General features: G+C 70.2%; 1 protein-coding gene. It reads right to left on the bottom strand.

Annotated elements, in window-relative coordinates; all coding sequences use genetic code 11:
- Positions 1 to 16 precede the first annotated feature (16 nt).
- Entirely contained in the window at positions 17 to 16,633 is a 16,617-nt protein-coding gene (locus OG550_RS28010; RefSeq protein WP_442906185.1) for a type I polyketide synthase, read from the bottom strand.

The following is a 16,633-nucleotide window of genomic DNA, read 5'->3' as shown; positions in this document are numbered from 1 at the left end:
CGCTCGTGGGGTCGCATCAGGAATCGCCGCCGTCAAGCGCCATTTTGACGAGGCTCTCGATGTCCATTGCGTCGATGGACTCGGCCTGGCTCTTCGGCTCGGAGTCAGACGCGCCGGAATGAGGAGTGGCAAGTTCCAGCAGTGCGTCCAGCAGACCTGCTTCCTGGAACCGGATCAGCGGAATGCTCGCCAACGCATTCCTGATCTCAGCCTCACTTTGATCAACATACAGCGTCTCGCCCTCACCGGAACAGAGTTCACTCTGAAGGTGCTGGGTGAGCGCTGCGGGAGTGGGGTAGTCGAAGATCAACGTGGCCGGCAACCGGAGCCCCGTCGCCGCGTTCACCCGGTTGCGCAACTCCACCGCGGTCAGCGAGTCGAACCCCGCATCGAGGAACCCCAGTTCGGCACCCACCGCGTCCGCCGTCGCATGCCCCAGCACCGCGGCCGCCTCACCGCAGACCAGATCCAGCAGCACACGCCGCTGCTCCGCCTCCGACAGACCCGCCAACCTGCCCTTCAACACCACGACCGCGTCCTGGCCACCGACCACCGACGACGCCCTGCGGACAGGAACCCGAACCAGACCCCGCAACAGCGCCGGCACCCCGCCCGACGCCGCCGCCTGCGACCGGAACACCGCCAGGTCCAACCGCGCCGGCACCGACACCGCCTCACCCCCCGAGCAAGCGGCGTCGAACAGCTCCAGCCCCTCCCGCGACGACAGACCACGAAGCCCACTACGGGCCATCCGCTGCACACTGCCGTCGCCCAGGGCCCCGGTCATCCCGGAGGCCTCCGCCCACAGACCCCACGCCAGGGACACCGCGGGCAGACCCTTCGCCCGACGGTGCTGCGCCAGCCCGTCCAGGAACGCGTTCGCGGTGGCGTAGTTGCCCTGCCCCGGCGCGCCGAACGTCGCCGCCACCGACGAGAACAACACGAACGCCGACAGGTCGAGGTGTTCGGTGAGCTCGTGCAGGTGCCAGGCCGCATCCAGCTTCGGACGCAGGACGGTGTCCAGGCGCTCCGGGGTGAGCGACTCGATCACCCCGTCGTCCAGCACACCCGCCGTGTGCACGATCCCCGTCAACGGTGCCTGCGCCGGGATCCGCGCCAGGAGCGCGGCCAGCGCGTCCCGGTCGGCGACGTCACAGGCCTCCACCGTCACGCTCGCACCGGCCCCGGTCAGCTCCGCGACCAGCTCCGCCGCACCCGGGGCATCCGCACCGCTGCGGCTGGCCAGCACCAGACGCCGCACGCCGTGCCCGGCCACCAGGTGCCGCGCCACCAGAGCACCCAGAGTCCCGGTCGCACCCGTCACCAGCACCGTGCCACCCGCCGCGAACCCCAGACCGCCGGCAGGCTCGCCCCCGCCGGCCGGAGCGCTCCGCTCCACCCGCGCCAGCTGCGGCACGAACGCCGCACCACCGCGCACCGCCACCTGCGGCTCGTCACAGGCCAGCAGCCCCGGCAGGACACCGGACACCTCACCGTCGACGTCCACCAGCACGATCCGACCCGGATGCTCCGACTGCGCCGAACGCACCAGACCCCACACCGACGCCGCTGCCAGATCGGTGACACCGGCGCCGGACTCCACGGCCACCGCACCCCGCGTCACCACCACCAGACGCGAACCCGCCCACCGCTCATCCGCCGTCCAACCCTGCAACACCCCCAGAACACCCGCCGCAACCTCCCGGACACCCACCACCGGATCCGCGGACCCACCGGACACCCCGAGCACAACCGTCCCCGGAACCTTCAGCCCCGCATCGACCGCCGCACCAAGAGCAGCCAGATCCACGAACCCGTCACCAGCAAGCCCCACCAGAGCGGCAGGCCGCTCACCCAGCCAGGCCGTACCCGCTACCCCGGCCACGTCGGCAGGCACCGAAAGCGCGGTCCAGTCCACCCGGAGCAGCGAGTCCTGCCCCAGGACCGCACCACGCGCAGCCCGCACCTGCTCCGCCGTCACCGGCCGCAGCACCAAGGACTCCACCGCCGCGACCACCACACCGGCGGCGTCCGCCACGAACAGCGAAACCGCCCCCTCACCCACCGGCGTGAGGCGAACCCGCAACTCCCTCGCACCGACCGCGTGCAACGACACACCCGACCAGGAGAACGGCAGACGACCTCGATCGTCCTCCGTCACACCGCCCAAAGCCACCGCGTGCAGCGCCGCATCGAGCAGGGCGGGGTGGATGCCGAAACGGGCCGCCTGGGCCTGCTCCTCGACGGGCAGCGCGACCTCCGCGAAGACCTCCTCGCCCCGACGCCACGCCGCCCGCAGACCCGCGAACACCGGACCATAGGCGAACCCACGCTCGGCGAACCGCTCATAGAGGTCCGACACGTCCGCGACCTCGGCGCCCTGCGGCGGCCACACCGCCAGATCCTCCCGCGCGCCGCCAGCTTCCTGAGCCGCCAGTGTGCCGGTGGCGTGGCGGACCCACTCACTCTGCGCCGACTCCTCGGCGTCGCCCTGGATCCGCGAGTGCAGGGTCAGCGAACGACGACCCGTCCCGTCCAACTCGCCCACGACCAGCTGGATCTGGACACCACCACGCTCGGGCACCACCAACGGCGCCTCCAGCGTCAACTCCTCCACATGCTCACAACCGACCTCGGCACCGGCACGCAAGGCCAGCTCCAGCATCCCCGTCCCCGGCACCAACACCGTCCCCGCCACCGCGTGATCCGCCAACCACGGATGCGTCCGCAGCGACAACCGGCCCGTGAACAGGAAGCCGTCACCGGCCGCGAGCGCCACCGCCGCGCCCAGCAGCGGATGGTCCGCCGAACCGAGCCCCGCCGACACCACGTCCCCGACACCCGTCGTGGCGTCGATCCAGTACCGCTCGTGCTGGAACGCATACGTCGGCAGGTCCACCCGGCGCGCGCCCTGGCCGTCGAACAGCCGCGACCAATCCACGGCCACGCCGTTCACGAACGCCTCCGCGACGCCCTGCACCAGCGCCAACGGCTCCGGACGATCACGACGCTGAACAGCCACACAGACGACGCCGTCACTGTCCTCCAGGGTGTCCGCGGCCATCGCCGTCAGCACACCGTCCGGACCCACCTCCACGAACGCCCGCGCCCCCGCCCCATACAGCGACCGCACACCCTCGTGGAACAGCACCGCCTCCCGCACATGCCGCACCCAGTACCCAGGCTCACACAACACATCCGACGCCAACTCACCCGTCAGATTCGAGACCACGGGAATCCGCGGAACCCCGAACTCCACACCCTCCAGAACCCGACCGAACTCCTCCAACATCGGATCCATCAACGGCGAATGGAACGCATGGCTCACATTCAACTCACGCGTCTTGCAACCCTCCGCCACCAGCGCGGCCGCCACCTGCGCCACCGCGTCGGCCTCACCCGAGACCACCACCGACCGCGGACCGTTCACCGCCGCAACCGCAACCCGACCCCCGACGGAAGCCAGCACCTCCTCCACCCGCGCGAGCTCCGCACGCACCGACGCCATCGCCCCACCCGCCGGCAACGCCTGCATCAACCGACCACGCGCCGCCACCACCACGCACGCGTCCCGCAGCGAGAACACCCCCGCCACGAACGCCGCGACCACCTCACCCACCGAATGACCCGCCACAAACCCCGCGGCCACACCCCAACTCTCCAACAAACGGAACAACGCCACCTCGAACGCGAACAACCCCGCCTGCGTGAACACCGTCCGATCCAACAGACCACCGGCATCCGCGAACATCACCTCACGCACACCACCCGACACACCCGCAGCCGCCAACTCACCCGCCAGACACACGTCCAGCTCACCACACACCTCGTCCAACGCAGCCGCGAACACCGGATACACCCCGTACAACCCACGACCCATCCCCGCACGCTGCGCACCCTGACCCGAGAACAACACCGCCACCCGACCACCACCCGCGACACCCGCGACACCACCACCCGCCGCCAACGCCTCCAGACCAGCCAACGCCTCCGCCCGATCACGCGCCACCACCACACCACGGTGCTCCAACACCGCACGCGACGAAACCAACGAGAACCCGGCATCCACCAACGACACGTCCGGACGACCACCGGCAAAAGCCGCCAACCTCCCAGCCTGCGCCCGCAGAGCACCCTCGGTCTTCCCCGAGAAGACCCACGGCACCACCGGCAACGACGACGGCTCGACGACCTCCTCTACAGACTCCTCCACCGGGGCCTGCTCCAGGATCGTGTGCGCGTTCGTCCCACTGATACCGAACGACGACACCGCAGCACGACGCGGCTGACCCGTCTCCGGCCACGCCCGCTCCTCCGTCAGCAGTTCCACCGCACCCGCCGACCAGTCCACCTGCGACGACCGCTCATCCACATGCAGCGTCCGCGGCAGCACACCATGCCGCATCGCCATCACCATCTTGATCACACCCGCCACACCAGCAGCAGCCTGCGTATGCCCGATGTTCGACTTCAACGAACCCAACCACAACGGCCGCTCGACAGGACGGTCCTGGCCATACGTCGCCAGCAGCGCCTGCGCCTCGATCGGGTCACCCAACCTCGTGCCCGTCCCGTGCGCCTCCACCACATCCACCTGAGCCGCCGTCAGACGCGCACTCTCCAACGCCTGCCGGATCACCCGCTGCTGCGACGGACCGTTCGGCGCCGTCAGACCGTTCGACGCACCGTCCTGATTCACCGCGCTACCGCGCACCAGAGCCAGCACCGGATGCCCGTGACGACGCGCATCCGACAACCGCTCCACCAGCAACATCCCCACGCCCTCACCCCACGCGGTGCCGTCCGCGCCGGCCGCGAAGGCCTTCACCCGACCATCGACCGCCAGACCACGCTGACGACTGAACTCCACGAACCCGATAGGAGTCGACATCACCGTCACACCACCGGCCAACGCCAGATCACACTCACCCTGCCGCAGCGCCTGCGCGGCCAGATGCAGCGCCACCAGCGACGACGAACACGCCGTGTCCACCGTCACCGCCGGCCCCTCCAGACCCAGCGTGTACGAGATACGACCCGAGAAGACACTCGCCGCGTTCCCCGTCCCCAGGAAACCCTCAAGACCCTCACGACTACCCGCATCACCCATCAACAGCGTCGCGTAGTCCTGACCGTTGGTACCCGCGAACACACCCGTCCGACTACCCCGCAACGACGTCGGATCGATCCCCGCAGCCTCCAACGCCTCCCACGACGTCTCCAACAGCAACCGCTGCTGCGGATCCATCGCCAACGCCTCTCGCGGAGAGATCCCGAAGAACCCCGCATCGAACCCGGCCACATCCGCAAGGAACGAACCCTCACGCACATACGACCGCCCCACCCGCTCAGGATCAGGGTCGTACAACCCCTCGACATCCCACCCGCGATCCACCGGCCACGGCGAAACCGCATCCCGACCGGCCGCCAGCAGACCCCACAACTCCTCCGGAGAGCCCACACCCCCCGGAAACCGACACCCCATGCCGACAATAGCGATCGGCTCCTCGCCGACCGCTGCCCCCGTAGCGGTCAAACCCCGTCCCCCCGAAGCAGCCGAAACCGCAGTCGGCGACCCACCGAGCAACTCCGACAGGAGATGACCGACCAAGATCGCCGGACTAACGTAATCGAAGACCAACGTGGCGGGCAACCGCAGTCCGAAGACTGCATTCAACCGATTCCGCAGCTCAACGGCGGTCAACGAATCAAAACCGAGCTCCTTGAACGCCCGCACCGCATCAACCCCCTCCGCCGAGGAGTGACCCAACACAGACGCCACCTCGGACCGCACCACACCCAACACCACAGCCCGACGCTCCGCCTCGGACAACCCCACCAACCGCTGCACCAACACCGCACGGGAGTCGTCCGCGACAGTGTCAGCCGCTGCTGTACGGATCCCCTCCTCCTCAAGCAAGCCACGCAGGAGGGGGCTGGGCCGGGAGCCGGTGAAGAAGGGCGCGAACCGCTCCCATTCCAGGTCGGCGACGGCGAGGAACGTCTCGTCCTCATCCAGCGCGCGCTGAAGTGCGGCGATGGCCAACTCGGGTTCGAGTCCGCGGATCCCACGTCGCCGCAGCTGGTCGATCAGCACATCGTCGGCAGCCATGCCGCCGTCCGCCCACGGCCCCCAGGCCACCGAGGTTGCGGGGAGGCCGGCAGCCCGGCGGTGGTGCGCGAGAGCGTCCAGGAAGGCATTGGCCGCGGCGTAGTTGGCCTGGCCGGCGCCACCGATCGAACCGGCCACCGACGAGAACAGCACGAACGCCGACAGGTCCAGCCCTTCGGTCAATTCGTGTAGGTGAAGCGCCGATTCGGCCTTGGCCCGCAGGACGCCTGCCAGGCGCGCCGAGTCCAGCGCGTCCACCACGCCGTCGTCCAGGACCCCGGCGGTGTGGATGACGGCGGTCAGCGGGTACTGCTCCGGGATCCCGGCCAGCACCCCCGCCAACGCCTCACGATCAGCCACATCACACGCCGCGACCGTCACCTCCACCCCCGCACCCGACAACTCCGCCACCAACTCCGCCACACCCGGCGCAGCCCCGCCCCGACGGCTCGTCAGCACCAGGTGCTCCGCCCCCGCACGCGCCAACCACCGCGCCACATGCGAACCCAGCGCACCCGTACCACCCGTCACCAACACCGAACCCGACGCCCGCCACGACGACCCACCACCCGAACCCGCCGAACCGGCCGAACCCGCCCGCACCAGACGACGCCCGAACACCCCCGACGCCCGCACCGCCACCTGATCCTCACCCGAAGACCCCGCCAACACCCCGCACAACCGCTCCCACACCCGCCCCTCCAACATCCCCGGCAGATCCACCACACCACCCCACCGCCCCGGATGCTCCAAACCCACCACCCGACCCAGACCCCACACCATCGCCTGCACCGGACTCGACACCACATCCACCGAACCCACCCCCACAGCACCCCGCGTCACACACCACAACGGCGCCTCCACCCCCGCATCCCCCAACCCCTGCACCAACACCAACGAACCCCCCAACCCCACCGGCACACACCCCGACTCCCCCTCCGCCAAAGCCAACAACGACACCACACCCCGCACCCCACCACCCACCGACGACACAACCCCACCCAACGCCCCCGCAACCCCCACCCGGGACATCGAGGCATCCAGCTCCAGCGTCAGCACCTGCGCGCCACGAGCCTCCAACGCCTCGACACACCCCGCCACCAGCGCACCCGCATCCGCCCCGGTACCCGACGCCGGCACCACCAGCACCCACACACCCGCGACGTCCCGGTCGGCACCCTCCACCTCATTCAGCGCCTGCCACGAGACCCGGTAACGCAACGACTCCACCGACTGCTGCCGCCGATGCGACGTCAGCCACTGCGAAAGCGCCGGCATCACCTCACCCAGCACCTCACCGTCAACCCGCAGGTCCGCCGCCAACGACGCCACGTCCCCACGCTCGACCGCATCCCAGAACACCGCATCCACCGCGCCACCGGTCCCCGCCGACACACTCGGCACCGACTCCTCCAGCCAGTACCGCCGACGCTGGAACGCATACGTCGGCAGATCCACCCGCCGCGCACCCTGGCCGTCGAACAGCCGCGACCAATCCACGGCGACGCCGTTGACGAACGCCTCCGCGACGCCCTGCACCAGCGCCAACGGCTCCGGACGATCACGACGCTGAACAGCCACACAGACGACGCCGTCACTGTCCTCCAGGGTGTCCGCGGCCATCGCCGTCAGCACACCGTCCGGACCCACCTCCACGAACGCCCGCGCCCCCGCCCCATACAGAGCCCGCACACCCTCGTGGAACAGCACCGCCTCCCGCACATGCCGCACCCAGTACCCAGGCTCACACAACACATCCGACGCCAACTCACCCGTCAGATTCGAGACCACGGGAATCCGCGGCACCCCGAACTCCACACCCTCCAGAACCCGACCGAACTCCTCCAACATCGGATCCATCAACGGCGAATGGAACGCATGGCTGACGTTCAACTCACGCGTCTTGCAACCCTCCGCAACCAGCGCGGCAGACACCTCCGCCACAGCGTCGGCCTCACCCGAGACCACCACCGACCGCGGACCGTTCACCGCCGCAACACCAACCCGCCCCCCGAAACCGGCGAGCACCTCCTCCACCCGCGCGAGCTCCGCACGCACCGACACCATCGCCCCACCCGCCGGCAACGCCTGCATCAACCGACCACGCGCCGCCACCACCACACACGCGTCCCGCAGCGAGAACACCCCCGCCACGAACGCCGCGACCACCTCACCCACCGAATGACCCGCCACAAACCCCGCGGCCACACCCCAACTCTCCAACAAACGGAACAACGCCACCTCGAACGCGAACAGACCGGCCTGCGTGAACACCGTCCGATCCAACAGACCACCGGCATCCGCGAACATCACCTCACGCACACCACCCGACACACCCGCAGCCGCCAACTCACCCGCCAGACACACGTCCAGCTCACCACACACCTCGTCCAACGCAGCCGCGAACACCGGATACACCCCATACAACCCGCGGCCCATCCCCGCACGCTGCGCTCCCTGGCCCGAGAACAACACCGCCACCCCACCAGCAGCCGCGACACCCGCGACACCACCACCCGCCGCCAGCGCCTCCAGACCAGCCAACGCCTCCGCCCGATCACGCGCCACCACCACACCACGGTGCTCCAACACCGCACGCGACGAAACCAACGAGAACCCGGCATCCACCAACGACACGTCCGGACGACCACCGGCAAAAGCCGCCAACCTCCCAGCCTGCGCCCGCAGAGCACCCTCGGTCTTCCCCGACAGCACCCACGGCACCACCGGCAACGACGACGGCTCGACGGATTCCCGGGCCGGGTCCTCGCCCTCGGCCGACTCCGCGACCAGGGCCTCCGCCGGGGCCTGCTCCAGGATCGTGTGCGCGTTCGTCCCACTGATACCGAACGACGACACCGCAGCACGACGCGGCTGACCCGTCTCCGGCCACGCCCGCTCCTCCGTCAGCAGTTCCACCGCACCCGCCGACCAGTCCACCTGCGACGACGGCTCATCTACGTGGAGCGTCCGCGGCAACACACCGTGCCGCATCGCCATCACCATCTTGATCACACCCGCGACACCCGCCGCCGCCTGCGTGTGACCGATGTTCGACTTCAGCGATCCGAGCCAGAGCGGCCGGTCCTCCGCGCGCTCCTGACCGTAGGTGGCGATCAGGGCCTGCGCCTCGATCGGGTCGCCCAGCGTAGTGCCCGTCCCGTGCGCCTCCACGGCGTCGATCTGCTCGGCCGTCAGACGGGCGTTGGCCAGCGCCTGGCGGATCACCCGCTGCTGGGACGGGCCGTTCGGCGCCGTCAGACCGTTCGACGCACCGTCCTGGTTCACCGCACTGCCCCGCACCACCGCCAGCACCGGATGCCCGTTGCGCCGCGCATCCGACAGCCGCTCCACCAGCAGCATGCCGACGCCTTCACCCCAGCCGGTGCCGTCCGCGGCGGCCGCGAAGGACTTGCACCGACCGTCCGCCGCCAGACCACGCTGACGACTGAACTCCACGAACAGCCCCGGCGTGGACAGCACCGTCACACCACCGGCCAACGCCAGATCACACTCACCCTGCCGCAACGCCTGCACCGCCAAGTGCAGCGCCACCAGCGACGACGAACACGCCGTGTCCACCGTCACCGCCGGACCCTCCAACCCCAGCGTGTACGAGATACGGCCCGACGCAACGCTGCCCGCGTTGCCCGTCAGCAGATGGCCCTCCAGGCCCTCCGGCACGTTCTGTCGACCGGTTCCGTATCCCGAGGAAGGCGCGCCGGCGAAGACACCGGTCCGGCTGCCGCGCAGCGAGGACGGGTCGATACCAGCCCGCTCGAACGACTCCCACGACGCCTCCAGCAGCAGCCGCTGCTGCGGGTCCATCGCCAACGCCTCACGCGGCGAGATCCCGAACAGCGACGGATCGAACTCGGCCGCGTCGTGCAGGAACCCGCCCTCGCGGGTATAGGACTTGCCGACCGCTTCCGGGTCGGGGTCATAGAGACCGTCGGCCCACCCGCGGTCCAGCGGGAACGTCGAAATCCCGTCCCGGCCTTCGGCCACCAGTTGCCACAGGTCCTCCGGAGAGCCCACTCCCCCGGGGAGTCGGCAGCTCATGCCGACGATCACGATCGGATCGTCGTCGCCCGCCGGCGCCGATACGGACGTACCGGCCCCCGCGGCCACGGCTCCGGCCACGGCACCCGTCGTCTCCAGGCGCAGGAAGTCCGCCAGCGCCATCGGAGTGGGGTAGTCGAAGATCACCGTCGCGGGCAGTCGCAGGCCCGTCGCCGCGTTCAGGCGGTTGCGCAGTTCGACGGCGGTCAGCGAGTCGAAGCCGAGGTCGTTGAACGCGCGGTTGCCCTCGATCTCCGCCGAGGAGGCGTGTCCGAGGACCGCCGCGACCTCGGTCCGTACCAGGTCCAGCAGCACGGCGTCGCGCTCGGCGGCGGTCATCGCCGCCAGCCGGCGGGTCAGCGTGGCGGCCGCATCGGGCCCGGCCGCGGCCGCGGCCCGTACCGGCACCCGCACCAGGTTGCGCAGCAGTGCGGGCACGTTCGCCCTACCGGCCTGGGCGCGCAGTCCGGCCAGGTCCAGGCGGGCCGGCAGCAGGACCGGCTCGCCCATCGTCTGTGCGGTGTCGAGGAGTTCGAGCGCCTCCGCGGTCGAGAGCCCCTCCACGCCGTTGCGGTTGATGCGCTGGAGGTTGCCGTCGCCCAGGGCCCCGGTCATCCCGGAGGCCTCCGCCCACAGACCCCACGCCAGGGACACCCCGGGCAGGCCCTTCGCCCGACGGTGCTGCGCCAGCCCGTCCAGGAACGCGTTCGCGGTGGCGTAGTTGCCCTGCCCCGGCGCACCGAACGTCGCCGCCACCGACGAGAACAACACGAACATCGACAGGTCGAGGTGTTCGGTGAGCTCGTGCAGGTGCCAGGCCGCATCCAGCTTCGGACGCAGGACCGTGTCGAAGCGCTCCGGGGTGAGCGACTCGATCACGCCGTCGTCCAGCACACCCGCGGTGTGCACGACCCCCGTCAGCGGTGCCTGCGCCGGGATCCGCGCCAGCACCGCCGCGAGCGCGTCCCGGTCGGCGACGTCACAGGCCTCCACCGTCACACTCGCACCGGCCCCGGTCAGCTCCGCGACCAACTCCGCCGCACCCGGGGCATCCGCACCACGCCGACTCGCCAGCACCAGACGCCGCACCCCGTGCCCCACCACCAGATGCCGCGCCACCAGAGCACCCAACGTGCCCGACGCACCCGTCACCAGCACCGTGCCCGCGGGATCGACACCACGCGGCACCGTCAGCACGACCTTGCCGACATGACGCGCCTGACTCACGTACCGGAACGCGTCCTGGATCCGGTGCACGTCCCACGTCCTCACCGGCAACGGCCGCAGCACCCCCGCACCGAACAGCGACAGCAACTCCGCGAGCATCTCCGCGATCCGGTCCGGACCCGCCTCGATCAGATCGAACGCCCGGTACTCCACACCCGCCCGCCCCGCCGCCACACCCGCCGCGTCCCGGACATCGGTCTTGCCCATCTCCAGGAACCGCCCACCACGCGGCAACAGGTCCAACGACGCATCGACGAACTCGTACGCCAGCGCGTTCAACACCACGTCCACGCCACGACCCCCGGTCGCCGCCGTGAACGCCTCACGGAACTCCAACGTCCGCGAGGAGGCGATCTCCCCCTCCTCCAGACCCAGCCCGCGCAGCACATCCCACTTGCCCGCACTCGCCGTCCCCAGCACCCGCGCACCCAGATGACGCGCCAACTGCACCGCCGCCATACCCACACCACCCGCGGCCGCGTGCACCAGCACCGACTCACCCGCCCGCACACCACCCAGATCCACCAACGCGTAATACGCCGTCAGGAACACCAACGGCACCGACGCCGCCTCCGCGAACGACCACCCCTCCGGAACCCGCGCCATCAGCCGGTGGTCCGACACCGCCACCGGACCGAAACCCCCGGACACCAGGCCGAACACCCGGTCGCCCACCGCCACATGAGTGACCTCCGAGCCGACCTCCAGCACGACGCCCGCCGCCTCGAAACCGAGCAGGCCCGCATTGCCCGGGTACATGCCCAACGCGTTCAGCACGTCACGGAAGTTGACACCCGCGGCACGCACCGAGATCCGCACCTCGTTCGGCGCCAACACCACCTCGGCCGCGTCACACGGCTCCAGGGAGAGCTCCTCCAGCGTCTCGCCGGCCCCCTTCGCCGCACGCCAGGCCACCCCGGACGGCGCAACCAGCCCCGCACCCGGACCGACGGCCCGCGCCAGACGCGGCACGAACGCCACGCCACCCCGCACCGCCAGCTGCGGCTCACCCGCCTCCAACGCCCACGCCAGGACCCCCGAGAGCTCAGCGCCGTCTGCCTCGGTCTGCGCACCGGTCTCGGCATCGACGTCGAGCAGGACGAACCGTCCCGGGTGCTCCGCCTGCGCGGACCGGACCAGTCCCCACGCGGAGGCCGCAGCCAGGTCGGTCACCGCGGCGCCCGGCTCGGGCGCGACCGCGCCGCCGGTCAGCAGGACCAGACGCGAGGCCGACCAGCGCTCGTCGGAGACCCAGGCCTGCACCGCCTCCAGCACCCGCGCCGCAGTCCCACGGACCCCGCCGGGGATCGGCCCCTCCGCGGCATCCACCACCGGAAGTACGACCACCTGCGGGACTCCGGCCCCGCCGTCCACCGCCGCACCCAGCGCCGCCAGATCCGCGAACCGGTCACCGACCAGATCGGCCAGACCACGGGGTGCCTCGCCCAACCCCGCCCATCGGTGGCCGGCCGGCTCAACCGTGTCGACAGGAACGGCAAGCGGAGTCCAGTCGACACGGAACAGCGTCTCCCGACCCGCCACCTGCGCGGCAGTGAGCTGTCCGGGCGTCACCGGGCGCATCAGCAAAGACTCCACCGCCGCCACCGGTGCGCCCGTGGTGTCGGCCACCTCGACCGAAACCGCATCGGTACCGGCCGGTGCCAGCCGCACGCGCAACTCCGTGGCACCGACCGCGTACAGCGATACACCCGACCACGCGAACGGCAGCCGACCCCGGTCGTCCTCACCGAGGAAGTCACCGAGCCCCACCGCGTGCAGCGCGGCATCGAGCAGGGCGGGGTGGATACCGAAACGGGCCGCCTGGGCCTGCTCGTCGGCGGGCAGGGCGACCTCGGCGAAGACCTCCTCGCCCCGGCGCCACGCCGCCCGCAGCCCCGCGAACACCGGACCGTAGGCGAACCCGCGCTCGGCGAAACGCTCGTAGAGGTCCGACACGTCCACGGCCTCGGCGCCCTGCGGCGGCCACACCGACCAGTCCGCACCCGCCGCCGAGCTCACCGCCTCCCTACCGAGCGTGCCGGTGGCATGGCGGACCCACTCGGCCTCCAGGTCCCCGTCAGCCTCGTCATGGATCCGCGAGTGCAGGGTCAGCGAACGACGACCCGTCTCGTCCAACTCGCCGACGGCCAGCTGGATCTGGACGCCACCACGCTCGGGCACCACCAACGGTGCCTCCAGCGTCAACTCCTCCACACGCTCACAGCCCGCACGCTCACCCGCACGCAGCGCCAGCTCCAGCATGCCGGTCCCCGGCACCAACACCGTCCCCGCCACCGCGTGATCCGCCAACCACGGATGCGTACGCAGCGACAACCGCCCCGTGAACAGCAACCCATCCCCACCGGCAAGGCCGACGGCCGCGCCCAGCAGCGGATGGTCCGCCGAGCCGAGCCCCGCCGACACCACGTCCCCGACACCCGTCGTGGCATCGAGCCAGTAGCGCTGGCGCTGGAACGCATACGTCGGCAGATCCACCCGGCGGGCGCCCTGGCCGTCGAACAGCCGCGACCAGTCCACGGCCACGCCGTTCACGAACGCCTCCGCGACGCCCTGCACCAGCGCCAACGGCTCCGGACGGTCACGACGCTGAACAGCCACACAGGCGACGTCCTCGCCGTCCAGGGTGTCGGCCGCCATCGCCGTCAGCACACCGTCCGGACCCACCTCCACGAACGCCCGCGCGCCCGCCGCATGCAGCGACCGCACACCCTCGTGGAACAGCACCGCCTCCCGCACATGCCGCACCCAGTACGCGGGCTCACACAACACATCCGACGCCAACTCACCCGTCACGTTCGAGACCACGGGAATCCGCGGAACCCCGAACTCCACACCCTCCAGAACCCGACCGAACTCCTCCAACATCGGATCCATCAACGGCGAATGGAACGCATGGCTGACGTTCAACTCACGCGTCTTGCAGCCTTCCTCGGCGAACCGCGCCACCGCCTGCGCCACCGCGTCGGCCTCACCCGAGACCACCACCGACCGCGGACCGTTCACCGCCGCAACCGCAACCCGCCCCCCGAAACCGGCGAGCACCTCCTCCACCCGCGCGAGCTCCGCACGCACCGACACCATCGCCCCACCCGCCGGCAACGCCTGCATCAACCGACCACGCGCCGCCACCACCACACACGCATCCCGCAACGAGAACACCCCCGCCACGAACGCCGCAACCACCTCACCCACCGAATGACCCGCCACAAACCCCGCGGCCACACCCCAACTCTCCAACAGCCGGAACAACGCCACCTCGAACGCGAACAGACCGGCCTGCGTGAACACCGTCCGATCCAACAGACCACCGGCATCCGCGAACATCACCTCACGCACACCACCCGACACACCCGCAGCCGCCAACTCACCCGCCAGACACACATCCAGCTCACCACACACCTCGTCCAACGCAGCCGCGAACACCGGATACACCCCATACAACCCACGACCCATCCCCGCACGCTGCGCACCCTGACCCGAGAACAACACCGCCACCCGACCACCACCCGCAACACCCGCGAGACCGCCACCCGCCGCCAGCGCCTCCAGACCAGCCAACGCCTCCGCCCGATCACGCGCCACCACCACACCACGGTGCTCCAACACCGCACGACCACTCACCAACGACGAAGCCACATCGACATCACGCAGGTCATCACGCTCGCCGACGAACGACACCAGCCGCTCAGCCTGTGCCCGCAGAGCACCCTCGGTCTTCCCCGAGAGGACCCACGGCACCAGCGGCAGGCCAGTACCACCAACGACCTCCTCAGCCGCCTCCTCCGCCGGAGCCTGCTCCAGGATCGTGTGCGCGTTCGTCCCGCTGATACCGAACGACGACACCGCGGCACGACGCGGCTGACCCGTCTCCGGCCACGCCCGCTCCTCGGTGAGCAGCTCCACCGCACCCGCCGACCAGTCCACCTGCGGCGTCGGCTCGTCCACGTGCAGGGTGCGCGGCAGCACACCGTGCCGCATCGCCATCACCATTTTGATCACACCCGCGACACCCGCAGCCGCCTGCGTATGCCCGATGTTCGACTTCAACGAACCCAGCCACAACGGCCGCTCGGTCGGACGGTCCTGGCCATAAGTCGCCAGCAGCGCCTGCGCCTCGATCGGATCGCCCAGCCTGGTACCCGTCCCGTGCGCCTCCACCACATCGACCTGGTCGACCGTCAGACGGGCATTGGCCAGAGCGGCCCGGATCACCCGCTGCTGCGACGGACCGTTCGGCGCCGTCAGACCACTGCTCGCACCGTCCTGGTTCACCGCGCTACCGCGCACCACCGCCAGCACCGGATGCCCGTTGCGCCGCGCATCCGACAACCGCTCCACCAGCAACATGCCGGCGCCTTCGGACCACGTGGTGCCGTCCGCGGCGGCCGCGAACGACTTGCACCGACCGTCCGCCGCCAGACCACGCTGGCGACTGAACTCCACGTAGGCGCCAGGCGTGAACATCACCGCCACGCCGCCCACCAGCGCCAGCGAGCACTCACCCTGCCGCAGCGCCTGCACCGCCAGGTGGAGCGCCACCAGCGACGACGAACACGCCGTGTCCACCGTCACCGCCGGCCCCTCCAGACCCAGCGTGTACGAGATACGACCCGACGCGACGCTGCCCGAACTACCCGTTCCCATGAAGCCTTCCAACCCCTCCGGGATCGGATTCACACGGGAGCCGTAGTCGTGGTACATCACACCGGCGAAAACACCGGTCCGACTGCCGCGCAGCGAGGACGGGTCGATACCAGCCCGCTCGAACGCCTCCCACGACGTCTCCAGCAGCAACCGCTGCTGCGGGTCCATCGCCAGCGCCTCACGCGGCGAGATCCCGAAGAACCCCGAATCGAACTCCGCGACGTCATGGAGGAACCCGCCCTCACGGGTGTAGGACTTCCCCGCCCGCTCCGGGTCCGGGTCGTAGAGGTCCTCGGCCCAGCCGCGGTCCGTCGGGAATTCCGTGATGCCGTCACGCCCGTCGGAGACCAGACGCCACAGGTCCTCCGGTGAATTCACATCGCCCGGATACCGGCAGCTCATTCCCACGATCGCGATCGGCTCGGAGTCCGCCGACTCGACCTCGTTCAGACGCTGACGAGTCTCGTGCAGATCGGCCGTCACTCGTCGCAGGTACTCAACGAGCTTCTCTTCGTTCACCACTGCCGTAGTCTCCTGGAGTCGTCGGGGAAGTCTTGAAACTGGAAT

It is taken from the genome of Kitasatospora sp. NBC_00458, from assembly GCF_036013975.1.
In the GTDB taxonomy this organism is placed as follows: domain Bacteria; phylum Actinomycetota; class Actinomycetes; order Streptomycetales; family Streptomycetaceae; genus Kitasatospora.
Note: the sequence above shows the minus strand (reverse complement) of the source record. Positions and strands in the feature narration are given on the sequence as shown.